The 22,773-nt window shown below is 70.0% G+C and carries 22 protein-coding genes and 5 pseudogenes; 11 read left to right on the top strand and 16 right to left on the bottom strand.

From position 1 onward, the window contains the following. Positions 1–7 precede the first annotated feature (7 nt). The gene (locus ACZ4MF_RS29685; RefSeq protein WP_467494920.1) at positions 8–988 is read right to left on the bottom strand and encodes a pirin family protein; all 981 of its coding nucleotides are present in this window, start codon (positions 986–988) and stop codon (positions 8–10) included. 124 nt (positions 989–1,112) lie between these two features. Here ACZ4MF_RS29685 and ACZ4MF_RS29680 point away from each other — a divergent pair, with 124 nt between their 5' ends. Further along, a complete protein-coding gene (locus ACZ4MF_RS29680) occupies positions 1,113–1,595 on the top strand; it encodes a carboxymuconolactone decarboxylase family protein (RefSeq protein ID WP_467494919.1) in 483 nt (160 codons plus the stop codon). A gap of 27 nt (positions 1,596–1,622) precedes the next feature. Here the strand turns inward: ACZ4MF_RS29680 and ACZ4MF_RS29675 are convergent, their stop codons facing one another. Continuing rightward, a complete protein-coding gene (locus tag ACZ4MF_RS29675) occupies positions 1,623–2,348 on the bottom strand; it encodes an alpha/beta fold hydrolase (protein WP_467494918.1) in 726 nt (241 codons plus the stop codon). A gap of 295 nt (positions 2,349–2,643) precedes the next feature. Here ACZ4MF_RS29675 and ACZ4MF_RS29670 point away from each other — a divergent pair, with 295 nt between their 5' ends. Continuing rightward, entirely contained in the window at positions 2,644–3,480 is an 837-nt protein-coding gene (locus ACZ4MF_RS29670) for an alpha/beta fold hydrolase (protein WP_467494917.1), read from the top strand. A gap of 52 nt (positions 3,481–3,532) precedes the next feature. Here the strand turns inward: ACZ4MF_RS29670 and ACZ4MF_RS29665 are convergent. After that, positions 3,533–3,742: pseudogene (locus ACZ4MF_RS29665) on the bottom strand (IS630 family transposase); the annotation flags it as partial. Positions 3,743–4,031: 289 nt separating this feature from the next. Here ACZ4MF_RS29665 and ACZ4MF_RS29660 point away from each other — a divergent pair. From ACZ4MF_RS29660 to ACZ4MF_RS29645, 4 genes are all read left to right on the top strand, one after another. Beyond that, the gene (locus ACZ4MF_RS29660; RefSeq protein WP_467494916.1) at positions 4,032–4,520 is read left to right on the top strand and encodes a GNAT family N-acetyltransferase; all 489 of its coding nucleotides are present in this window, start codon (positions 4,032–4,034) and stop codon (positions 4,518–4,520) included. A 524-nt stretch (positions 4,521–5,044) separates the two neighbouring features. Next, positions 5,045–5,479 (top strand): FAD-dependent oxidoreductase, encoded by a 435-nt coding sequence (locus ACZ4MF_RS29655; protein ID WP_467494915.1) that lies wholly within the window; start codon positions 5,045–5,047, stop codon positions 5,477–5,479. 147 nt (positions 5,480–5,626) lie between these two features. Next, on the top strand, positions 5,627–5,794 hold the full coding sequence (locus ACZ4MF_RS29650; protein WP_467494914.1) for a hypothetical protein: 168 nt from the start codon (positions 5,627–5,629) through the stop codon (positions 5,792–5,794). 28 nt (positions 5,795–5,822) lie between these two features. Further along, on the top strand, positions 5,823–6,038 hold the full coding sequence (locus tag ACZ4MF_RS29645; protein WP_467494913.1) for a TetR/AcrR family transcriptional regulator C-terminal ligand-binding domain-containing protein: 216 nt from the start codon (positions 5,823–5,825) through the stop codon (positions 6,036–6,038). 333 nt (positions 6,039–6,371) lie between these two features. On the opposite strand, the gene ACZ4MF_RS29640 is transcribed toward ACZ4MF_RS29645, so the two are convergent. From ACZ4MF_RS29640 to ACZ4MF_RS29630, 3 genes are all read right to left on the bottom strand, one after another. Further along, a complete protein-coding gene (locus ACZ4MF_RS29640) occupies positions 6,372–7,592 on the bottom strand; it encodes an FAD-dependent oxidoreductase (protein WP_467494912.1) in 1,221 nt (406 codons plus the stop codon). 393 nt (positions 7,593–7,985) lie between these two features. After that, entirely contained in the window at positions 7,986–8,246 is a 261-nt protein-coding gene (locus tag ACZ4MF_RS29635; RefSeq protein ID WP_467494911.1) for a hypothetical protein, read from the bottom strand. A 169-nt stretch (positions 8,247–8,415) separates the two neighbouring features. Further along, positions 8,416–9,153: an SDR family oxidoreductase gene (locus tag ACZ4MF_RS29630; RefSeq protein ID WP_467494910.1), complete on the bottom strand. Its 738-nt coding sequence runs from the start codon at positions 9,151–9,153 to the stop codon at positions 8,416–8,418. A gap of 219 nt (positions 9,154–9,372) precedes the next feature. Between ACZ4MF_RS29630 and ACZ4MF_RS29625 the strand changes: the two are divergent. Next, positions 9,373–10,196, top strand: a pseudogene (locus tag ACZ4MF_RS29625) (helix-turn-helix transcriptional regulator). Between the two features lie 94 nt (positions 10,197–10,290). Here ACZ4MF_RS29625 and ACZ4MF_RS29620 read toward each other — a convergent pair. The 4 genes and pseudogenes from ACZ4MF_RS29620 to ACZ4MF_RS29605 form a co-directional block, all read right to left on the bottom strand. Beyond that, a pseudogene (locus ACZ4MF_RS29620) lies at positions 10,291–10,757 on the bottom strand (hypothetical protein); the annotation flags it as partial. Positions 10,758–10,934: 177 nt separating this feature from the next. After that, positions 10,935–11,531 carry an SMI1/KNR4 family protein gene (locus ACZ4MF_RS29615; RefSeq protein WP_467494909.1) on the bottom strand — a complete coding sequence of 199 codons (597 nt, stop codon included), beginning with the start codon at positions 11,529–11,531 and terminating at the stop codon, positions 10,935–10,937. A gap of 544 nt (positions 11,532–12,075) precedes the next feature. Then, positions 12,076–12,552, bottom strand: a complete 477-nt coding sequence (locus ACZ4MF_RS29610) for a (2Fe-2S)-binding protein (RefSeq protein ID WP_362819835.1) — start codon at positions 12,550–12,552, stop codon at positions 12,076–12,078. Between the two features lie 8 nt (positions 12,553–12,560). Further along, positions 12,561–14,897: a molybdopterin cofactor-binding domain-containing protein gene (locus tag ACZ4MF_RS29605; protein ID WP_467494908.1), complete on the bottom strand. Its 2,337-nt coding sequence runs from the start codon at positions 14,895–14,897 to the stop codon at positions 12,561–12,563. A 717-nt stretch (positions 14,898–15,614) separates the two neighbouring features. On the opposite strand from ACZ4MF_RS29605, the gene ACZ4MF_RS29600 reads away from it, so the two are divergent. Next, positions 15,615–15,944 (top strand): ATP-binding protein, encoded by a 330-nt coding sequence (locus ACZ4MF_RS29600; protein WP_467494907.1) that lies wholly within the window; start codon positions 15,615–15,617, stop codon positions 15,942–15,944. A gap of 170 nt (positions 15,945–16,114) precedes the next feature. Here the strand turns inward: ACZ4MF_RS29600 and ACZ4MF_RS29595 are convergent, their stop codons facing one another. Genes ACZ4MF_RS29595 through ACZ4MF_RS29585 form a run of 3 tightly spaced genes read right to left on the bottom strand, consistent with a single transcriptional unit; the run spans position 16,115 to position 19,357 of the window. Beyond that, the gene (locus ACZ4MF_RS29595) at positions 16,115–17,389 is read right to left on the bottom strand and encodes a COG4705 family protein (protein ID WP_467494906.1); all 1,275 of its coding nucleotides are present in this window, start codon (positions 17,387–17,389) and stop codon (positions 16,115–16,117) included. Positions 17,390–17,427: 38 nt separating this feature from the next. Continuing rightward, entirely contained in the window at positions 17,428–18,690 is a 1,263-nt protein-coding gene (locus tag ACZ4MF_RS29590) for a sensor histidine kinase (RefSeq protein WP_467494905.1), read from the bottom strand. A 13-nt stretch (positions 18,691–18,703) separates the two neighbouring features. After that, positions 18,704–19,357, bottom strand: coding sequence for a response regulator transcription factor (locus ACZ4MF_RS29585; protein WP_467494904.1), 654 nt, complete (start codon positions 19,355–19,357; stop codon positions 18,704–18,706). 344 nt (positions 19,358–19,701) lie between these two features. On the opposite strand from ACZ4MF_RS29585, the gene ACZ4MF_RS29580 reads away from it, so the two are divergent. Then, the gene (locus tag ACZ4MF_RS29580; protein WP_467495068.1) at positions 19,702–20,073 is read left to right on the top strand and encodes a hypothetical protein; all 372 of its coding nucleotides are present in this window, start codon (positions 19,702–19,704) and stop codon (positions 20,071–20,073) included. Positions 20,074–20,113: 40 nt separating this feature from the next. Here ACZ4MF_RS29580 and ACZ4MF_RS29575 read toward each other — a convergent pair. Further along, a pseudogene (locus ACZ4MF_RS29575) lies at positions 20,114–20,362 on the bottom strand (hypothetical protein); the annotation flags it as partial. 148 nt (positions 20,363–20,510) lie between these two features. On the opposite strand from ACZ4MF_RS29575, the gene ACZ4MF_RS29570 reads away from it, so the two are divergent. Then, positions 20,511–20,810, top strand: coding sequence for a hypothetical protein (locus ACZ4MF_RS29570; RefSeq protein ID WP_467494903.1), 300 nt, complete (start codon positions 20,511–20,513; stop codon positions 20,808–20,810). A 160-nt stretch (positions 20,811–20,970) separates the two neighbouring features. Here the strand turns inward: ACZ4MF_RS29570 and ACZ4MF_RS29565 are convergent, their stop codons facing one another. Together ACZ4MF_RS29565 and ACZ4MF_RS29560 are read right to left on the bottom strand one after the other, a co-directional pair. Continuing rightward, on the bottom strand, positions 20,971–21,390 hold the full coding sequence (locus tag ACZ4MF_RS29565) for a ribonuclease domain-containing protein (RefSeq protein WP_467494902.1): 420 nt from the start codon (positions 21,388–21,390) through the stop codon (positions 20,971–20,973). 325 nt (positions 21,391–21,715) lie between these two features. After that, a complete protein-coding gene (locus tag ACZ4MF_RS29560; RefSeq protein WP_467495060.1) occupies positions 21,716–22,156 on the bottom strand; it encodes a guanyl-specific ribonuclease in 441 nt (146 codons plus the stop codon). 393 nt (positions 22,157–22,549) lie between these two features. On the opposite strand from ACZ4MF_RS29560, the pseudogene ACZ4MF_RS29555 reads away from it, so the two are divergent. Beyond that, positions 22,550–22,773: pseudogene (locus ACZ4MF_RS29555) on the top strand (S1 family peptidase); the annotation flags it as partial.

Raw genomic sequence — 22,773 nt, 5'->3', positions numbered from 1 at the left:
GAGCCTTTCAGGGGCGTGTCGGGTTCTTGCGTGGCGCGATGGTGGCATGTGGAAGGGCGGGCGCGGGAAGGCGGTGGCCGTCGTAACCTTCGACGCTGCCGAAGCGGTCGGACGCGTTTTCCCAGGCTTCCCTGGCGTCGACGATGTCCTGGTGGCTGCGGCCGATGAAGTTCCACCACATGACGATCTGCTCCTCGAACGGCGTCCCGCCCAGCAGCACCGCCCGGGCGGGAGTGTCCGACTCGTTCGTCAGCGTCAGGGTGTCGTTTCCGGTGCCGAGGTAGCCGAGTTCCGCCGGGGTCAGGAGTGTTCCGCCCATGCGGATCTCCCCTTGGTCGGCGAGCAGGCCGTGCTCGAAGGCGGCATCCACCGGGAGTGCGGTCGTCGAGCGCGGGTCGAGGACGAGTTCGGCGCCGAGCAAGGGCGTGAACGTCCGGACGGGGGACGTGTCACCGGCGAGGGATCCCAGGAACACCCTGATGTCTGCCCCGCCCACCCGAACCGGGTTCGGCACGTGGTGCTGGAAGTCCCGGTGCGTGTTCCGGTGTTGTTCCGGCAGCGCCACCCACAGCTGGACGCCGTGCAGGATCGTGGTGCCGGCGGTGGAGACCTCCGAGTGGCTGATGCCGTACCCGCCCGTCATGAGGTTCAGCTCGCCGGGCCGTACGAACGCGTGGCTGCCCAGGCTGTCGCGGTGCTCGATCTCTCCGCTGAACAGCCAGCTCACGGTCTGCAGACCGGTGTGCGGATGGGGAGCGACGTCCATGCCGCCGGTGTCGGCGACGTCGTCGGGTCCGTAGTGGTCGATGAAACACCAGGCGCCGATCAGCGTCCGCGCCCGCTGCGGCAGCGTGCGCCGCACCGTCATGGCTCGTGGCCCGCCCAGCGGGACGTCCCGCGGGGGCAGCACGTCGACCTGCGGTGCGGCCTCACCGTGTTCGGCGGCACCGCAGCGCAGTGCGGCCGGATTCGTCTCGACGTCGCTCATCGAAGGCCTTCTCGCATCCAAGGTGATTTCATATTCAACAATCATGCCTGATAGTAAGTCCGTGTCCCCATACACGCACGGCACGGCGAGCAAGGGCCGGGAGCGGCCTCGAAGGGAGCCCACGTTGAGTGACACCACAGCGCAGCCCGTGAACCGGCGGGTCTTGATCGACAAACAGAGCCCCAAGGCCTACCACGCACTGGTCGAGACGGCCGATGCGGTCCGGGCGGTCGCTGCCGAGGCGGGGCTGGACCGCGGTCTGGTGGAGCTGATCAACCTCCGTGTGTCACAGATCAACGGCTGCGCCTACTGTCTGAACGTGCACACCAGGGCCGCGCTGCGCGCCGGGGAGACCACTCAGCGTCTGGGCGTGCTGGCTGCCTGGCGCGACACCGAGCTGTTCACGGAGAAGGAGCGTGCGGCCCTCGCCCTGGCGGAGGCGACCACCGAACCCGCTGACGCCGCCGCGCAGGAGAGCGCCTACGACAGCGCTCGCCAGTTCCTCGACGACGACGAGATATCCGCGGTGATCTGGGTGGCGATCACCATCAACGCGTTCAACCGCGTCTCCGTCCTGAGCAAGCACCGTGTCCGCAGGAACCCTTGACCGCCGGTTCCCGAGATCCGAATCGGCTCAGTGGGCGGTGGCCCGGACGGCCTCCTCGATCAACTCGATGACGCGCTCCGGGTGGGCGAGCATCACCAGGTGCGAGGAGCCGACCTCGACCGTGGTCATGCCGGCACGCGTGTAACCGTAGCGCTCCACCTCGGGGTTGATGGTGCGGTCGGCCGTGGCGACCAGACCCCAGGAGGGCTTGGTCTTCCACGCCGCCTTCGGCGCCTTCTCCGCGAAGGCCTGTGCGGCCAGGGGACGCTGGGAGACGGCGAGGACGGCCGCCAGGCCGGGATCGACATCGGCGGCGAAGACGGACGGGAACTTGTCGATCTCGACCGACACATCGGTGCCAAAAGTGGTGGAGCCGTCGATCGGGAACGGCGTGTGGACGAGCGCGCCGGCGAGGTCGGAATCCGGGAAGCCGCCCTGCAGCTCGCCCAGGCTCTCGCCCTCCTCCAGGGCGTAGCCGGCCAGGTAGACCAGCGCTGTGACGTTGTCCTCCGCACCGGCGACGGTGATGACGGCGCCGCCGTAGGAGTGCCCGACCAGGACGACGGGACCGGGTATCCCACGGATGATCGAGGCGATGTAGGCGGAGTCGCCGAGCAGACTGCGGTTGGGCACCGCCGGGGCCACGACATCCAGGCCGCGGGCGATCAGTTCGGGAATGACGCGGGCGAAGCCGGACGCGTCGGCGAAGGCGCCGTGGACCAGCACGACGGTCGGGCTGCCGGAACGGGACAAGGCACAACTCCCAGTGGGTGTCGGTCGTGGTGATCGGCTGATGCGGGCCGCGGGCTCGAACAGCACACTAGGGGCCGCCGGCGAGGACGCCTTGTCCGCCGGTGCACCGTCTGTGGTCCATCCGCGCCTGCGAGGGGTGCGGACACTCGTCCTCTTCCCGCTCTTCCTGGCACTTCCAGGCAAGCAGCGATGCGCTGAAGGACAACAGGCGGCGAGACGTCCGCCCTAGCGTGACGACATCCCGTGCCGCGCATGCCGCGAACACGCCAGTCACTCCGGAAGAAGGAACGACACCTTGCCGTACATCACCGTGGGCCAGGAGAACTCCACCACCATCGACCTCTACTACGAGGACCACGGCACCGGGCAGCCGGTCGTCCTCATCCACGGATTCCCGCTCGACGGCCACTCCTGGGAGCGGCAGAGCGCCGTGCTGCTGGACGCCGGCTACCGTGTGATCACCTACGACCGCCGCGGCTTCGGACAGTCCAGCCAGCCGACCACCGGGTACGACTACGACACCTTCGCGGCCGACCTGAACACCGTGCTGGAGACCCTCGACCTGCGAGACGCCGTCCTGGTCGGCTTCTCCATGGGCACCGGAGAAGTCGCCCGGTACGTGTCCACCTACGGTTCCGCCCGGGTCGCCAAGGTCGCCTTCCTGGCCTCGCTGGAGCCCTGCCTGCTCAAGAGCGACGACAACCCCGACGGGGTCGCCCCGAAGGAGTTCTTCGACGGCATCGTCGCGGCCGTCAAGGCGGACCGCTACGCGTACTACACCGACTTCTACAAGGACTTCTACAACCTGGACGAGAACCTCGGCACCAGGATCAGCGAGGAGGCCGTACGCAACAGCTGGAACGTCGCCGCGGGCGGCGGCTTCTTCGCGGCGGCCGCCGCGCCGTCGACCTGGTACACCGACTTCCGCGCCGACATCCCGGCCATCGACGTGCCGGCCCTGATCCTGCACGGTACGGGCGACCGGATCCTGCCCGTCGAGGGGACCGCGCGCCCGTTCCACAAGGCGCTCCCGTCCGCCGACTACGTCGAGATCGAGGGCGCCCCGCACGGCCTGCTGTGGACCCACGCGCAGGAAGTCAACGCAGCACTCCTGACCTTCCTGAGCAAGTGACCTCCCCCCCCCCCCCGCAGGCCCGCCCGGCGGGCCTGCGGGGGGGGAGGGGCGGCTCCTTCTTCCGGGTGACGGCGGGCAGCAGGAACACCGTCAGCCACTCTCGCTGGTCGATCAACTCCCGCATCCTGCGGGAGACATGGGTGTTCAGCCGGTCCCACATGAGCACGATCGGCGCCTTGACGAGGTGGTGGACGCCGTCGATCGGCGCGCCGAAGCCCTTCTCGCCCGTACCGCGCCGCTTGCCCTTACCCGCCGGGTTCAGCGGGGGCGCGTATGTCCAGGTCAGGGCCTTGTGTAAGGGCAGCGTCCAGGGGGTCTGTGATTCCTGTGTGATCCATGGTGATACGGCGGCGCCCGCCAGAAGCCGTTCCGATGGGGACATCCGCGTGGTGCCTGAGATGCCGTAGCCGTACGGGAGCGCTCCGGCGTGGCTTCGACGTGAGATTGGTTACGCTCGCACGAGTGGTTCCCGGGAGTGGTGCAGGAACGCCTGCCCGAGCAGCCGCCCCGCTGCAGGAAGGCACTCCCCGGTGCGAAATACTCTCCCGATGAGTTCACGCACTTCCCCGATCAGCCCGCCGATCTCGATACGGAGGGCAGTCGCGCGGGATGCCAAACGGCTCACGCGGCTCGTGCGGGGCTCAGCCGCCTACGAGGGTAAGTACGCGGCCGCAGTGGCGGGCTACCGGGTCGGTCCCGATTACATCGAAGCCCACCGCGCCTTCGTGGCCGTCGGCGCCGACGAGCAGGGAGGCCGGGTCCTCGGGTTCTACTCGCTCGTCCTCGCTCCACCGGAGCTGGACCTGCTGTTCGTCGCCGACGAGGCGCAAGGACGTGGCATTGGGCGGCTGCTCGTCGCACACATGCAGTCCGAGGCCCGTGCCGCCGGGCTCGACCGTGTCAAGGTCGTGTCGCATCGTCCCGCCGAGGACTTCTATCACCGCGTCGGTGCCGTGCGGACCGGGACCGCGCTGGCGAACCCGCCCGCCGTGCCGTGGGACCGTCCCGAATTCGAGTTTCGCATCCCTTCGGAATGACGCGGTGCCGGTTCGCAGGGCAGCGGCTTCGCCTGCATGGTGGCCGGCGTGCAGGAGCCGCTGTACGCCGCGCGCTCCGCGTGCGCCGTCGTCGCTGCCCTGGCCGGGGACATCGCCTGCGCCAGCGGCCTCTCCCGGCGGCTCCCTCGCCTCCGGCGCTCCCGGAGCCATCGAAATCGCGTAACCCTCGGCTCGTTCGACACACGATCCGCCTGCCCGCCTGCCCGCCCTCCGCGACCGGACCATGATCGTCGGTGCCTCACTCGGCGGCTTGAGCACCGCCGAGGCGCTGCGCCGGGCAGGCTAGGACGGCGCCGTCACCCTCGTCGGCGCCGAACCCCACCTGCCCTACGACCGCCGGCCGCTGTCCAAACAGGTCCTCGCCGGAACCTGGGAACCCGACCGCACCCAACTGCCCGCCGCGTAACTCGACGGCCTCGACGTCGAGTTGCTGCTGGGACAGGAGGCAGTCGGGCTGCGCCCTCGAACTGCGCGACGAGGAACCGCTGCGCTACGACACGCCGGTGATCGCCACCGGACTGCGGCCACGATGGCTCCCCGGCTCCCGACACCTGGGCGGGGTGCACGTGCTGCGCACACTGGACGACGCGCTCGCCCTGCGGCGGACACCACGGCAGGACCCGCGCCTGGTCGTCGTCGGCGGCGGTCTCATCGGCCTGGAGATCGCCGCCACCGCACGGAGCCTGGGCGTGGACACGCCGACCCCCTATCTGCGGTCGGACCAGTTCGGCTGCCGGATCCAGTGCTACGGCTGGGCCGATGAGGGCCAAGACGTACAGGTGGTCGAAGGAGAGCCCGAGCAACGCAAGTTCGTCGTCCTCCACCATGACCACGGCCGGGTCATGGCGGTGGTCGGGATGAACTCCGCCCGTGCCACGCGCAGTCACCTGGCCGCGCTCTCAACCACCGCTGATCCAGTCGGTCCAAGCAGCTCCTAGGCCGGTCAACCCGGCCTCCACCCGAGGCCAAACCGAGGACTGAGGTCCACCCGGCACCGCCCCGCCTACCGCCAATTCCGGTCGATGAGAACGGCGAGGGACAGCCGATCGACGAGAACTCCGACATCAAGGCAAGGGGACCCCATCATGTTCATCGCTCACTACATCGCCGGGTGGCTCGGCGTCCCTGCCGGAATCGTGATCGCCGCCCTGTTCATCCTGCGCAAGCGCGGCAAGGCACTTCACGCCCGCCGCAAGCAGGCCCGAGTCGCCAACACCAGCCAATCCACTCTCCCCGGTCACACCGAACAGTGAGGAAGACCAAGGACGGGCTCGCCTCGACGTGCTGGAGGCGATCAACAGCATGCTGCGCGCCCTCAACCCCGAGGCCGGAACCCTCCCCAGGCTGCACAGCCGCTCCTTCGAGGAGATTGTCGCTCCCCGCCGGGAAGCCATGAACCATGTCCTACGACGCGGCGTGGAACGAGGAGAGATCCGCCCCGACCTCGACCTCGACCTCGACCTCGTCCTCGGCGGTGCGGTGCCCGCGCCGGGGTGACGGAAGAGGAACGGCCTGGGACGCGGGCACGACACGTGGTGTGGTGGGCCGATGCCGGTCCGGCGAGCCCGGCGCCGGCGGTGGCGACACGGAGAGCGGGCACGGTGCTCCTCCTCGAAGGCGTGGTGGGCGGGTGTATGCGTTCCGGTGACCGCGTGTGCGTCGGCACGGCGATGTGCAGGACGCCGGGTGTGCGGGTTGCCGGTCTGTTCTGCGTGCGTGCCGCGGACGCTCGGGGTTCACCCCTGGGTCCGGCATCCCCCGGTGGCGGAGCCAGGGCCTGGCCCGCCACCGGTTCGTGCGGTTGGGCGTGCCGTCGGGTGTCGAACCGGCCTATGCCCGTGCCCGCGGGGAGGGCAGCGGGTTCTGGCCCACCAGGCGGTGTCCACGGGCGGCCGAGTCACGCACGGCGTCGAAGCCGTACCCGAGCATCTCCTCCTCGTAGGCATGGAGAGCCTCGTCGAGCGGCCGACCCTCGGCAGCCTGGACGAGGCGGTCGGTCAGGACACGGGCGTCACGCAGTGCCGTGTTCGCGCCGACGCCGATGGCGGGGCTCATGACGTGGATGGCATCGCCCAGCAGGGTGACCGCGGTGGTCTCCCAGGCGGCGACGGGCACGCTGGTCCGCACCGAGACCGGGAAGATCGAGGCGGCTTCCTGACGGGACACGGCCTCGATCAACCGCGGGTGCCAGCCTTGCACCAGGGACAGCGTCAGCGCCTGTAGTTCCGCGCCGCTCATGGTGAACAGCTCCGCGTCGCTGCAGGGGAACTGCTCCCGGCGAGCGCCGAAGACGCACGTGAGGTAGTCGCTGTCGTCGCTGAGCTCGATGCCGGGGGCCAGCCGGGTTGTCACCTGGTGCATCGGTTCGCGGTACTGCACGGGGGCGAGTCCGACGAAGCGCCGGTGCGGGCCGACCACGGTGGTCCACAGTCCGAGCAGTTCGGGCGGGAGCAGGGAGCAGGCCTCGTCGCGGGCGAAGGGGATCTTGCCGTAGAGCAGCCGCAGTCCGGCGTCGACGACCTGTGCCTCGGGAAGGTACTGCTTGCGGACCGCCGAGTTGACCCCGTCGGCACCGATCAGCACGTCGCCGCGGGCACTGGTGCCGTTGGCGAAGTGGGCGGTCACTGAGCCCGAGGCGTTGATGTCGTAGTGGGTGAGCCGGGCGCCGTGGTGCACCGCCTTGTCCAGGCCGGACAGCAGGATCTGGCGCAGCGTCATCCGGTTGACCGCCAGGTTCCCGTTGCCGGGCAGGACCGGTACGGGCGGGAGTTCCTGGGCGTGCAGCAGGTTGAGCCGGTGGTCGAAGGTGTCCATGCGCGGGCCGGGAGTTCCTGCGGTGGCGGCGAAGACCTCGTACATCGGCGGCGTCAGCAATGCCTTGAGGGCGGTGATGCCGTCGGAGCTGATCCGGATGCGGTAGCCCTGGTTGCGGAAGGCCGGGCCGGGGTCCTTCTCATAGACGGCGACGCTGATCCCCGCCTGGTGGAGCCCCTGTGCGAGGGCCAGGCCACCGAGCCCGCCCCCGGCGATGATGACGTGCAGATCCGGCACAGTCGTGTCCCTTCTCGATCATGAAACGAAAAGGGACGCACCGGATGTGCCTCAACGGGCACTGTACGAGCGACTGTTCGCCATCCGGACTACCTACCGGACCGTGACTTTCGTACGTCCGCCAAAAACGCTAGCACAGGTTCCCCGGCCGGCACCGGGGCGCGTCGACACCCGACAGGCCGCCGCGAGGCAAGCGGCGAGCTCAGCCGTCCGACCGTAGGTGGCCGACGCAACGGCACGCCGTCCGCGGCCGGAAACGGGCCAGGTCCGCAGGCCGGAGTCGGCGCGGAGGGCGCTTCACCCCCCGACGTTGCGTGATGTGGCAATGGGCTGGTCTCGCGAGTGAGCAACTGACGCAGGGGAGAGACCGAAGTGACCGCAGAAGGCACTTCGTCAGAGGAATCTGAAGACGTCGACGCGCTCGCCAACTCCGTTTTTGCCCGTGGTGAACGACCAGTCGCAGTCGACGACTGCGCCGATGTCCTCCACCATCGGCTTGCTGATCTTGTCCGGATGCCGCGCGGCGAACTGGTAGGCGTTCACCCCGCCCGGCGAGCGGCCCGGCACCGCCGCGGGGCCGACTTCCAGATGCTGGTGGAAGGCCGCGAGCGACGCGAACGCATCCGCTTCGTTGTGGTGCCCGTGCAGGACCACGAGCGGCCTGCCCGGACTGAGGACGAGTCCTCACTCACGACGAGCTGCGCCCTTCGTCGTTTCCACTCGGGCATGCCACCCACTCCACGAGCCAGCCGACCGGTGTGGCCATGTGCCCCGTGGAACAGCCCGGCGGGTGCGGGTGTCGGCGCCGGAAGGGCGGGGGAGGTCAGCTCTGGGCGGTGGGCCGGACGACGATCTCGTTCACGTCGACCGCGGCAGGCTGTTCGATCGCGAAAGCGATGGCGCGGGCGATCGCGTCGGGCGGGATCGCGATGTCGTCCCGCATCTTCGTGATCTCCGCTCTGACCTGGCTGTTGGTTGACGCCTCGGCGAAGTCGGTCGCAGTCGCACCAGGTGAGACGGTGGTCACCCGCAGGGAGTCGCCGGCTTCCTGGCGCAGCCCTTCGCAGATGGCCCGGACCGCGAACTTGGTGCCGGCGTAGACGGCCATGGTCGGCACGATGCGAAACGCGGCCGTGGAGGCGATGGTGATGAAGTGGCCGGTTCCCTGTGCCCGGAAGACCGGCAGCGCGGCGCCGATCCCGTGCAGGACGCCCTTCACGTTGACGTCGACCATGTGGTCCCACTCGTCGACGCGCAGATCGTCGAGCGGCGAGATGGTGCCGACTCCGGCGTTGCTGACGAGTACGTCGAGTCGGCCGAAGCACTCACTGGCCAGCGCGACCAGGGCCCGCAGGTCGTCCCGCCGGGTCACGTCGGTGCGGATGTGCACGGCTGTGCCGCCTGCCTTCTCGATCCGGGCCACCAGTTCCGCCAGGCGATCGGACCGGCGTGCGCCGAGGACGAGTCGCGCGCCGCGTTCGGCGAGCAGCAGCGCGGTCGCCTCGCCGATGCCGCTGCCGGCTCCCGTGATCGCCACCACTTTGCCCTTGAATCCGGACATGAGTCGCCCTCTCCATCCTCGGCACCGGGGCCGGGGTGTCGAGCGGCAGCGGGTCCTGGAGGAGCGTGACGGAAGCCGTTGCGCACTGGACGGCCGGGTGCCGGTGTGACCGTGTGAGGCCGTCGGCAGTGCCTCGGCCCGTGCTCGCACATCAGTCTGCGACAGGCTTAGCCTGGCATCCAGAACGTATTTATTCTGGAACTGGAGACACCACCCGTCATGCCCACGCAGCCGGACCGACGCCGTCAGCTGAGTGCATTCCTGCGCAGCCGGAGAGAGCGCCTGGCCCCTGACGAGGTGGGCCTGCCCGGACCGGCCGCCGCCGGACTCCGGGACTTCGCCGAGAGGAACTGGCACTGCTGGCCGGGATCAGCGCCACCTGGTACACGTACCTGGAACAGGGTCGGGAGATCGGCGTCTCCGAACAGGTGCTCAACGCCCTCGCCGCGGCGCTGCGGCTGGACCGGCACGAGCGCGATCATCTCCTTCAGCTCGCCGGTCACGCGCCCGTGGCCGAAGCCGAGGAACCCGAGCCGCTCACGGCCGAGGCGGGGGCCGTCCCGCTGTTGCTCCAGCCGAACCCGGCGTACATCATCGGCGGCACCTATGACGTCCTCAGTCACAACCAGGCAGCCCACGAGCTGTTCCCGAGGCTCATCACTGAGGCGGACCGGCCCGCCAACTTCGTCCGCTGGGTGTTTCTCGAACCGGTGGCCCGGGACGTTCTGGTCGACTGGGAAACCGAGGCACGCGGCCTGCTCGGCCGACTTCGCACGCTGGCGACACGCCATTCCGGCGACCCGCGGTACACCCGACTGATCGAGGACCTGAACGAGGGCAGCCCGGAGGTGCGGGAGTGGTGGCCGCAGTACGAGGTGCAGGCCCGGCACAGCGGTCGGAAGCGGCTACGACACCCCCGACGGGGAGCGATCGATTACGCGTACACCGCTTTTCACCTGGCCGAACAGCCGGAGCAGACGCTGGTCGTCTACTTCGACAGCGGCGAACCGCCCGAAGGGGGCGCAGCCGTGACCGGCCCGTGAAGGAGGAGGCCGGCGGCGGTATCGGCGCTCACGGCACGGCGGCGGAGGGCCACCGGCTGCGCGCCGAGCAACAGCAGAAGATGAGGGGACCGTTTCACCGCGGGTGACACGCGCCGACAGCCCCATGCGTGGGCTCAATCCACCTGCCGGTGCGAACTCGGAAAGCGCCGAGTCGTGTTGACGACTCTGAGCCGGCCACATGCAGGCAGAGGCCAGCCTGAACGAGACTCGTCATTCGGGTGGTCGAGCACCGGAGCTTGCGCTGCCTCCGGCGCCCCGGTAGGCCTTGTCGGCCCAGCGGGGACGTCGGCCTGGGGGAGTGCGTCGACGAGCCACGCGCGCGGGCCGCGCGGACATCGTGGACGGCGTCGGGCAGGCCCGGAGACACCCACAGCAGGCGACCGAGGGGTCTACGGCGATCCGGTCGATGGGCAGCAGCGTGCCGTCAAGCAAGTCGGAGCCAGATCAGCCAGGAGGCCGAAGGCCTCGGTGATGCAACGGTAGGCGGTGGTGGAGCCGACACCGAACCCGGCCGGCCCCGAGCTGGGCGTAGGGGTGGCCGAGGGCAGAGCCGGAGCACGACGTGGCGCAGTGCGGCTACTGCCGGCCCGGACGGATCGACAAGCACACGAAGCCTCTGGTGGAGAGGGCCAACTGCTGTAACTGAGCGCCCCAACGACGAGGTCCGTCGCTTGAAGCGCTGTGCGCTGTCCGGGAAGTCATCCGGGGCCGCTCCGTCTAAAACGGCTCGAAGCCCCGCTGGACGGGGCCGATCTCTCCGGCGGCGACCAGTTCTTCAAGGTCCTCCGGCTCCAGGTACTCCAGGGCTTCCGGCTCGATGCCGTGGTAGCGGTCCATGTCGAGCAGCCGCCGCACAAACACGAGCGCGAAGGTCGAGAACGGTCCGTCGAAGGTCTCGCAGCCCTCTTCATGGACCATCGTGACGACCTTCCACCGGTCCGGGTCCGGGCCGCAGGGCAGGAAGAAGTGCTCGTCACCACTGTGGTCGTACCCCCACGAAATCAGTCCACCGGGTTCGGGGTGAAAGGGGTACGGGAGATGCGCGGAGTCGCCCATGCTCAGGGCTCTGCCTCGACGCTCGGTGAACATCCGGTGCGTCTTGCGCATGCGCTCCAGCAGCGGACTTGATCCGTGCGGGTGGAAGACAACGAGCTCACCGGAGATGGACCCGCTGCCGTAGGCGTTGAGGAACGTCTTGAAGTCGCTGGGCAAGGCGGAACCTACGTATTGCTCGACTTCGTTCCAGTCGTCCGGGTTCGATGGCCGGCCGACGGGCGCGCCCAGCAGGGCCCGCAACTCATCCAACGAGGACATGCACTGCTCCAGGACCGGTCAGCAGGGATCTGCGCCGCCAACCTAGCCGCGCCGAGCCGATGGGTCGCGTGGCTCGAGCCTGCCGTCGGGCTGCTTGCCGGCACTCGTTGATGAGACCGCCGAGTAGGTGAGCGCGGCGCCCATGCTGTGGGACTGCTCCTCATGACCGCGAAGGACATCAACTCGCGCTCCACCGGATCCTCGCTCCATCGCAAGGACTTCAGTCCGCGCACGACGAGAAGCGCCGCGTTGCCCACGCGGTACTGCAGGGCGGTGCGCATGTCGAGGAGCAGCCCGGTACGGCCGGTGAGAGGAAACACTCGGCAGTCGAGGAGGCCGACCTCCTGCAGCGCATCGGGCTCCCGCAGCGGATCCCAGTCGATGGGGTCCGCCGACGCGCCGCCGGCGGCGCCGGTGAAAAGATCTTCGATACAGCTCATGGGACGGGGATGTGGCTGAAGGGGTCGGAATTGCAGAGCCGGTCGACGAACGACACACGGAGCCTGGGGTCGGTGAACCGCGCGGCGAGTTCCGGCACGGCGCCTCAGTATTTCTTGGCGCCGGCCACGATCGCTTCCCGGATGCGGTGGTACGTGCCGCACCGGCAGACGTTGCGGATCTCGTCGAGGTCGGTCTCGGTGATCTCCCGGCCCTCCTCGCGGGCCTGGCGGACCTTGGCCACGGCGGTCATGATCTGGCCGGGCTGGCAGTAGCCGCACTGCGCCACGTCGTGCTCCAGCCAGGCCTCCTGCATGGGGTGCAGATCCTTGCCGACGGTGGCGGGCAGGCCCTCGATGGTCGTGACCTCGTCGTCCGGTCCGACCGCGCCGACCGGCACCGAACAGGGGTTGAACGCCTTGCCGTTGATGTGGCTGGTGCAGGCCTGGCAGACGCCCAGCCCGCAGCCGTACTTCGGTCCGGTGACCCCGAGGACGTCTCTGAGCACCCACAGCAGCCGGACGTCGTCCTCGATGTCGACGGTCACCCGCTTGCCGTTGAGGATGAAGGTGTGTTCGGGCACGGCAACTCCTAGAAGGCGCGGTTGAGTCCGTCGGTCGGGGACGCGGGGATCGGCGGGGTGGTCGGCAGCGGCTCGAAACCGAGCGGTCCGGCGTGGTTGATCGGGAAGCTCGTCGGCATGGTGCCGGTGGCGCGGCCGTAGGCGCAGGCCACGGCGGCCGCCGCAGCCGCCACGGCCAGTTCCCCGGCGCCGCCCGGCCGCCCGGTGGTCGGCGGCATGACGACGATCTCCAGCTCGGGCGGGACATTCCACTGCCGGGTGTAGAAGTAGTTGTCCCAACTGCCTTCCAGGAAATGCCCGTTGTCGAGATGGAGGCCGGAGCTGAGGATGATCGCGATCCCGTCCATGATGCCGCCCATCATCTGTGCTTGAAGGCCCTGCGGGTTGACCGCCAGGCCCACGTCGACCGCGCACACGACCTTGGTGACTCGGGGACCGGTGCAGGCGTCGCGGACCTTGCGGCCGGTGGTCTGCGGGCGGCAGTCGATCTCGGCGAGGACGGCGACACAGGCGTGGTACTCGGGATGCAGCGCGATGCCCTGTGCCGTGCCGGCGGGCATGCTCCGGCCCCAGTTCCCGACGTCCGCCACCTTGTCGAGGACGGCCCGCGCCCGCTCGTCCTTCACGAACTCGCGGCGGAACCGGTACGGGTCCTTGCCCATCCGCCCGGCCAGCTCGTCCACGACCAGCTCCTGCGCACAGCGCACGTTGGGCGAGTAGATGTTGCGCATGGAGCCGGTGTTGAAGCCCTTGTCGGTCTCGCTGAGCAACTGGGTGACGACGCCGAAGTCGTACGGCGTCTGCTGGCTGAGGGCGAAGATCGTCTCGGAGAAGGCCAGATCACCGACCGGCAGCCGCGCGGCCTCGGAGGTGATGATCTCGCCGACCCCGTGACCGAAGTCGGTGGCGACGGAGGTGTGCCGCTGGTCGTAGGTGAGCACCTGGCCGAGGGCGTGGGTGGCGCGCACCCGCGAGGTGGCCATCGGGTGGGCACGGCCCTGCCGGAAGTCGTCGGTGCGGTGCCACATCAGCTTGACCGGCTTGCCCATCGCCTTCGAGACCTCCGCGGCCTCGGCGGCGGCGTCGTGGAAGAGCTTGCGCCCGAAGGAGCCGCCGCCCTCGGTGACATGGACCGTCACCGCCGGGACGGGCAGCCCCAGCTTCAGCGCGATCTGCTCCTGGGCGACGATCGGGGACTTCATGCTTCCCCAGATCTCGGCCGAGTCCTTCCGTACGTCGGCGATGGCGCAGTTGGTCTCCAGCGCGCTGTTGCTCGCGAAGTGGAAGGTGAACCGGGCGTCGACCGACTTGGTCAGCAAGTCCAGTGCGGGGAGCGGAAGTTCTGCCCTTGTCAGCTCGTCGCGGATCGTGGTGTCGGAGGCGTTCTCGGCACTGCCCGGCCCCCAGGAGACCCGCAGCGCGCGCACGGCGTCGATGCACTGGCCGAAGGTACGGCCGCGGAAGGCGACCCCGGTGGAGACGGCCACGACATCGGTGACGCCGGGCATGGACCGCACCTCGGCGAGGTTGTCCACCGAGCGCACGGTGCCGTTGATCGTCGGCGGTCGGCACACCATCGTCGGCAGGGCGTCAGGGACGTGCAGGTCCATGGCGAACTTCTTGCGACCGGTCACCGCTTCGACCGCGTCGACACGTCGCTGAGCGGTGCCGATCACCGTGAACTCCGCCGGTTCCTTGAGCGCCACCGAGACCCGGCCGGTCGTCACCGCCGCTGCCTTCGCGGCGAGTTCACCGTAGGTGAGACTGCGGCCGCCGGCCGAGGAGGTGATGACACCGGCCTTCGCCGTCAGGGTGCCCAGGGCCTCGCCGAGTTCCAGGGAGGCGGCCTTCAGCAGCCGGCCCCGGGCCACGGCGGCGGCGACGCGGATCGGCGTGAAGGTCGAGATCGTGGTGTTGGAGCCGCCGGTGAGCTGGTTGAACAGCAGCTCCGGCCGCGCGTCCGCGAGTGTGACCCGGATCCGCTCCAGCGGCAGGTCCAGTTCCTCGGCGATCAGCATGGCGCTGGACGTCGTGATGCCCTGCCCGACCTCCGCCCGGGGCAGCGCGAAGGACGCCGTGCCGTCGGCGTCGATCCGGATCGTGATCAGGTCGGCCGTCGGCAGCGTCGCATGGGTCAGCATGTCGTTGAGGTCGTAGATCTCCGCCGGACCCGGCAGGGACGGGACGACCGCCGCCGCCTCGTCCGGGGCGAGCACCGCCTCACCGAGTTCGGCGGCCACGGTCAGCGTCGAGGCGGCCAGCACGTAGCCGAGGAATCTCCGCCGCCCCAATCCGGCCGCCGCGGGTTCCTGCCCCTGCCCCCGTCGTGCGGAGTGGGTCTCCATGTCCGTCAACTGTCCTCCCGGCGGCGCGCGTTGCCTGCCTTCACCACAGCTCCTCGCGGTGCGTCCTGTCCCTGTACCCGCTTGAGGATCTCCCTGGTGGCGACCACCGGCAAGACCTTGGTAGAGCCGCACCCGCCCCCGACGGCGACGTGGCCACAGGTCTCACGTGATGTCCTTCAATCCGCCATGCCTTGCGCACACAGGGCTGTGAGGCCATGGCCAGGCCCGTCATGCGCACCGGCTCCGATCTCCGGCCGGGAACGCACGCTGGCGTCGTCGAGCACTCCGCGTATGCGTGGCCTTCGCCGGTGGGGAGACAGCGAAGGCCAGGAGGGAAGGCGGGGTGCCGTCCTCGCTCCAGGAGAGGACGCCGGGGCGGCCGTTGACGGTCACCGCATGTCCTCGTGCCGCGCCGCCAGGCCACTCGCGCGCGGGTGGCGACTTCGGTGACCCCGAGCGTGACGACCGTGCCGTTCGGGGTATGGACGGTGGACTTCGCTTCGGGGCGGAGAACCTGAAGCAGCAGCTCGAACCGGCCGTCGCGGGCGGCTGCCCGGAAGGCTCGCACCACCTCGCGTCGCTGTCGTCCGGCGCTTGCCGGCTGCTGGGCGGCTCGTACCTTCCCGCGGGCGCGGCCGGCGAGCATGGCACGGCACGTTCGCTCAGGCCGGCCGGCGCTTCGAATGCCACGCAGGGGACGTACCGGACGACGTCCCTGTGCCCGGCGGACCGGTCACGGAGATCCTGGACATCCTGCTGGACAACGCCCGCGTCCACGGCCGCGGCACGGTCCGCCTGGCCGTACGCGACCTCGACGACGCCCTCGCCTTCGATGTCACGGACGAGGGTGAGGTACGCGGCCCGGCGGCTCGGTTGTTCGACCGCGGCCACAGCGACGGCGGGCAGGGAACGGGCATCGGCCTCGCCCTCGCCCACGATCTGACGATCGCCCTCGGCGGCCGGCTCTCCCTGACCGGCAGCGCTCCGACCACCTTCACCCTGCTCGTCCCGGTCCACTGCGAGGAAGCGTCGCACGGAGCGGGGTGAGGAGCGGCAGCCCGCGGTTCCGGTCAGCCCGCGGTTCCGGTCAGCCCGGGGACGACGCACACGTGGGCGTCGTCCCCGGGCCTGTACGAGCTCTGACTGGTCACCGGCGCCTGCTGCCGGCGCATGCGCCGGCACCGCGACCGACCAGCCCGGGGCAACAGCGGGGCTTGTCAGCCCAGGTCCGCCAGGAGGGCGTTCAGCTCGCTCTCCTGCTGTGCCGGCGACATCGGCGGGTTCGAGTGATCGATACCGAAGGTCTTGAGCACCTTGTCCATCTGGGCGTCGATGGAGGTCCAGCCGGTATCGTCCAGCGGCTGCAGCGAAGCCTGGTCGGCATCCCACAGGTCACGCAGCGACTGGGCGGCCGTGTGGGCCCCGGCCGCGTTCCCCGAGCGGGCGTCCTTGAGCGAGGTGGAGGCGAGGGCCCGCAGCGCGCCGACCTTCGCGGGCGGGAACTTCTTCACTGCCTGGCCGGGAGCCATCTGGACGGCGGAGGTGGTGTCGGTCTCCGGCGCCGGGCCGACGTGCGGCTGACCGTGGGCCCAGACCAGCAGGCCCGCGGTGGCGACGGCCAGCACTCCGAAGCCGGCGAGCGCGACGCGTTCCTTGCGCGGGTCGCCGGTGGCCTGTGCGGCGTGGGTCGCCTGGTGGGTCTCGGTCACGTCCGAGCGCGTCACCGTCAGGTAGACCACCGTCGCCAGGATCAGGGCGAGGAAGATCAGGCTGGTGGTGAACGTGCCCAGCGCGAGACCGGTCGGGTCGCCCGGGTTCTGGGCGACCTTGGGGGAGGCGAGCCAGTCGCCGATGTTCGCGCCCAGCGGGCGGGTCAGGATGTAGGCGAGCCAGAAGGACAGCACCGGGTTCGCGCCGAACCTCCACAGCGCCGTGATCGCCGCGATGAGGCCGAGCGGCAGCAGCACGGAGACGCCCGGGCTCCAGCCGGTCAGCTCCAGAGTCCAGTCGCCGGTCGCGGTGCCGAGCGCGAAGGTGACCAGGACGGTCAGCCAGTAGAACGACTCCCGCGAGGGCGTGGTGACCGAGTGGATCGACAGCGTGCGCTCACGCGCCCACCAGACGCCGAAGACCACCGCGAGCAGCACCGAGAAGACCGCGGAACTGATCCACAGCGGCACGTTCAGCTGGTCGGTCAGGATGTCGGTGTACAAGGTGCCCGTGACGCTGACAACGACCACGGTCAGCCAGTAGGGGAACGGGACGTACCGCTTCAGCCGCAGCTGGACGGCCAGGACCACCACGAAAACCCCGGTGAAGATCCAGGCCGTGTTCACCAGGCCGACGCCCAGCTGGGTGTTGATCCAGTCGGCGAAGCTCTCACCGACCGTCGTGCACAGGACCTTGATCACCCAGAACCAGACGGTGACCTCGGGGACCTTGTTGAGCATGAGCCGCCCGCTGCGCGTGCGTGCTTCCGTTGTCGTTGTCATGCGGCGAGGTTTACGCGGGGAACCTGCACGCAACCTGACTACGTGGCCGCACCCGCGGCCGGGAGCGTCACCTCGACGTGACCGCGGCCGTCCGCGATCGCGCGGACCTCCACACCGGCCGAGGCGGCGATGCGCCGGACCACCGGCAGCCCCAGCCCGTACCCGCCGCCGCCGGTCACACCCGCGTCGAAGACCCGGTCGACCTCCGCGGGATCGAACCCGGGGCCGTCGTCCAGGACGTCGACCACGATTGCCTCACCCTGGATGCGCGCGGTGATCCACACACGCGAGCGCGCATGCCGCAGGCCGTTCTCCAGCAGGGGCGACAGCAGCGACACGGCGACGTCGGCCGCGACGGCGACCTCGACCTTCGCGGCGAAGGCGACCTCGACCGCGCGGCCGGCGATCGCCTGCCGCGCGGCGGAGCGCAGATCGCACCGGGTCCCCTCGTCCGTCCGTGCGCGCGCGGCGCGCAGAATCGTCCTGATCGCCGCATCGAGGCGGTCGACCTCGCTCAGCACCGCCTCCGGCTCCACCGGCTCGCCGGACAGCTGCGCCAGCTGCGCCTCGGCCCGCAGGACCGTGAGCGGCGTCCGCAGCTCGTGGGCGATCTCGTCGGTGAGCCGGCGCTCGTCCGCCAGCGCGTTGTCGACGCGCTCCAGGAGGTGGTCCAGGGTCCGCCCCAGTTCCCCGAACTCGTCGCGGGGGACTCCGAGGTCGAAGCGGCGCCCGGGTTCGTGATGGCTCCAGTCGTCGGCGAGGGCGGCCATCTCGTGCACGACCCGCAGCGCGCGGCGCACCACGAGGTGCGCGACGCCACCGGCGAGGAGGACCGCGAGGCCGCCGAGTATCAGCGACAAGGTCAGGCTGCGCCGCTCGGAAGTCTCGTAGGGCGTGAGGTCCACTCGGACGATCACCATGACGTGGTGGCCGTGGACAGGGACCTTCCGGGCGTACAGGAGGTAGTCGCCGACGGCGGCGGTCTGCGAGCGCCGCGCGCCTGCCAGCGCCTCGACGCGCTCGACCATGCCTGCCGGTACGTTTCCGTCGATCAGGCGGCCATCGGCGTACACCCAGGCGACCTCGTCCAGCGCCTCGCTGCGGTTCTCCGTCAGCACGACACGGCCGCCCACGGTGGTGACGTTCGCCCCGACCGCCTCGGCGCGGGTACGCGCCAGATCGCGCGCGTCGGCGTCCGTGACCCGGCTCAGCAGCACGTGCGAGACCACGACCAGAATCGCGACCACGGCGGTGGCGATCAGCACGGTGAGCGCGACGACTCGCTTGCGGAATCCCGTCACTGCCCTCGTCCCGTCACTGCCATCGGTAGCCCACGCCGCGGACGGTCGCCAGACGCTCGGCCACACCCAGCGGACCGAGCTTGGTCCGCAGCCGGCGCACGAAGGAGTCGAGGGTGTTGTCGTTGACCTGCGCTCCGTGCGGCCAGCCGGCAGCGATGAGGGCGTGGCGGCGTACCGCGTCGCCCTGCGAGGCGATCAGGCGGCCCAGCAGCCGGAACTCGGTCGGGGTCAGGCTCATGCTCACCGAATCGTAGGTCACCATGTGCTTCGCCGGATCGAGGACGACCTCGCGCGGTGCGGACGCGACCGTGGCCCGGCGCAGCAGCGCTCGGACGCGGACCAGCAGTTCCGGGATGTCGAAGGGTTTGGTCATGTAGTCGTCGGCGCCGGCCTCGAAACCGCCCACCTTGTGATGCAGGCCGTCCAAGGCGGTGAGCATCAACACCGGCGCGTCGACGCCGCGAGCGCGCAGGGCCAGGCAGACGTCGCGGCCGTCGGCGTCCGGGAGCCCCAGATCCAGGACGACCAGATGGGGCGCCGGTGCGAGCTGCCGCAGCAGGCTGTCGGCCGTGGCGGCGACGCAGACGGTGTGGCCGTCGTGCTCCAGGGCGCGCTTGAGGACGCCGCGGACCGCCGCGTCGTCTTCGCACACCATGATGAAAGCCACGTGCAGACCCTAGATACTCCCGCCCCGGTTCTCCATCTTCCCTGGTCAGCCGCCTGACGGACGGGAGCAGGCCGCTGATGCCCGCACGCCCCTGCCCTGCCATGAAGCCACGACGGTCGGCCGCGACCGGCCGGGGCAGCACCAGTCTTCCCGTCGGTGCCCGTCGCCTCCTGGGAACAGGCTGCGACAGCTCGCGCGCACCGGTGTCCTGCGGCCCCCGGCGTGGGGCCGGTGACCGCGATGTTCTGGGCAATGGGACGCAACACCGTGGGAGGCCGGAGCCGTACGACTCGGTTGGCGACTGTCCAGTGGAGCAGGCCGTGGGCGAGGACCGGGAGCAGTAGGTGCGGTTTGTCCGGGAGCGCGGCGGTGATCAGTACGGCGCCGGCGCTGCTGTTGTTCATGCCGCGGGCGAGGGTGAGCGGGGAGGCGGCGGGCGGGTCCAGCCGCAGCAGCCGCGGCGCGCACCGGCCGAGCACGAACGACAGCCGGCGGACCAGCGCCGCCACGACCAGCGCGGCACCCAGCAGCAGTGGCCGTGGCCGGGCGGCGAAGGAGCCGAGGGCGCCGCCGGCGTTGACATACGTCAGGACCAGCGAGCCGGCCGGGGCCGCAGGCACGACCGCGCCCAGTACTCGGACGAGCAGGGACGGGGGCAGGGCGAGGCGGACCAGAATGCCCGCCGCGCAGGGCCGGCGGTGTGGCGAGCGGGCTGAGCAGGGCGGAGGCGAGGACCAGGCCGACCATGGTGGGCTGGTCGCCGTCGCCCTTGCCGGTCCACACCGTGGCGCCGGCCGCCACGGGCAACGCCACGATCAGGAACAGCACCAGCCACAGCAGGCATGGTGCGGTGGACACCGGCAGTCGGATCAGCGGTCCGAGCGGCAGCGCGTGGGAGTGGCAGCGCGTGGGAGTGGCGCAGCCACAGGCCGGGGCCCGGCATGAGCAGGGCTGCGGCGCAGGACAGGACGACAGCCCGGCCCGGACGCCGTCGCAGCGGGTCATCAGAGGGGCCTGTTGCGGTCGCCGCTGCCGCAACCGTGTCATCTGGCGTGGCGACTCGTGCAACACCGGAGACTGCACACACTCCTACGATGCGGACAAACGGAAGAGCGACCGTGGTCCCTCCTGCAAGCGTGGCGACACTGTGGGCGTGGGCACGCTCGATCCGAGTGGACGCTGGTATGCGAGCGCCCTCCGGAACAACCGCCTGGCAATTCTCGACCTGGACCGGGGCACCTGCCATGAACTCGACGCAATGCCCACCACCGACTCCAGCGACTTAGACCAGACGTTCTCGGTGGCCTGGTCAGGACAGCACCTGATGCTGCTGGAACAGCGGTCCGGGGCACTCACCTCCATGGACACCTCATCCAACAAGATCGACAAGCGATCCGAGCCGCGTCGCCGTACGCGCGCGCGAGGCAATCACCTGATGCCGTCGCCGAGTTGACGTGGACGGACTCGGAGGCGCGTGACAACGACATCAGGGCCTCCCGGCGTTGCTCGGTTGGATTCCCATCCCCGAGCTACCGGGAGGCCCTGTCCTCAGGCGGGTACGGCTTCTCGCCCAGTGTGCCGGCCTGCACGCGTGAGCGGGTCCTGCTGGTGTGTCAGAGCTGGTAGAAGTCGGTGTAGTGGTTGGGGGAGTACCAGACCGCGCCGGTGTTGGAGTCGACGACGATCCGGTAGGCGTCCCGGTGGGCGCCGCAGGTGCGGGGGTAGACGTCGTACTCATAGAAGGTGTCGCCGGAGGGCAGCTGCCCGTCGTTGTTGTAGAACTCGCCGCCCGCGTAGCTGCACTGGCCGTCCGGCCAGTCGACCCAGCCCCGGGAGGTGGGGTAGCCGAGGTCGGACCAGGTCGAGTTGGCCGAGGCCGCGTCGGAGCATCCGGCGATGTTGCAGGAGCTGTAGACCGCCGCGTTCGCGGCGGGGCCGTTGATCGCGGACACGCTGAGCACGGACGCGATGGCGGCGAGCAGCACCGCGAATCGCCGAGCCCAGGACAGCTGGGGACGTCGCAGAGTCAGCAAGGAATCCTCCGGGTTTAAGGTACATGGATATGAAATGTGCATGACACTGTGATCCGCGTGCGTGACAACCGGGTGCACTGGTGGTTACGGGCGCGGGTCAATTGCCGTGCGGTTCTGGCGCATTGCGCTTCAGCCGCGGTGGCAGGCCGCCGGCCTTCGGTCGCTCGGCCCGGCGGAGTTCGGTGCCGTGGCGGTACAGGTGGCCCAGCACCGGCTCGGCGCCTTCTGCGTCACGCTGCCGCCGAAGTGGCTTCCCTGCGCAGTCCCGGGTGCCGGTGCGGCCTGGCCGCCGTGCGGACGGTTCGTCGGCCGGTGCTGGTGGGGGTCAGCAGGTGCGGTCGATGAGGTTGAAGGTCCTGTAGTGGTCGGCGGTGTAGTAGTCCTCCTGGGACTGCTGGCCGGTCACGATGCGTCGTGCGCCACGGGTCGGCGCACCGGGTGTGACCACGGTGTACTCGTGGTAGTAGTCGGCGGCGCTCTGGGGCGGGAGGACGCCTTCGGTGTTGGTGAAGACGGTCCCGTCCTGGGGGTAGGGGAAGGGGCCGCCCTGGTCGATCAGGCTGAGGGTGTCGTGCGCCTGGGAGGGGAGCTGGGAGTAGCAGATGTTCCCGATGTCGCCGGCGTGGACGACGGTGGTGTGCGCCGTCGTGGCGTGAGCGGTGGCGGCGACGGCGGGTGCCGCGGCCGCGGCGGTTCCGCCGAAGAGCAGGGCCGCGGTGAGGGCGCCCGCGGTGCCGATCCTGGTGATCTGTGGGGGGAAGTTCATGCCGCCCAGCATGACGCGCGTAGACATGCCCCTGTCAACATTAAGTGAGTGAAGTTTCCCGGGAGTTCACCGAGGCAGCTCAAGGCCGCCCTGATCGTCTCACTGTCACCGGCCGACCCGGCCTCGCCAGGGGCCCTCTGGTGTCCGGACTCCGGATCCGGGTGGCCGGACAGCGGTGTGAACGAGGTGTGGTGCAAGCGTGAACTTCTGTGCGTGGGACGGGAGTCCGGCCTTGTGTACGGGCGGGACAGGTGCGAATACTGAGGCGTGCTTGGCATGGACGTGACAGTCGCTAGGGCGGGTGACTCGTCCGTGCCAGGCATGTCACACCTTCCTCCCGGGCCTGCCGGACTCCCCACAGTCAGGGCCCATCCCCCCACGAGAGGCAGTCAGTTGAAGCACAACCGCATACGCCACCGCCGTACGATGCTGGCCGGCGCGGGCGCACTCGCGCTCGCCGCCACCGCGAGCCTCACCCTCGCCAACGCCCAGGCCGCCCCCGCGTCCCCGGCGGCCAGGCTCTCCCCGGCCGCCGCGACGACCCTGGCGTCCCAGCTCAAGAGCGGTACGGCCGGCGCGTTCTACGACGCCAAGGCCCAGAAGCTGGTCGTCGACGT

This window comes from Streptomyces sp. NPDC025793, from assembly GCF_055558375.1.
The sequence above is the reverse complement of the archived record's forward strand: the minus strand, read 5'-3'. Positions and strand labels throughout refer to the sequence as shown.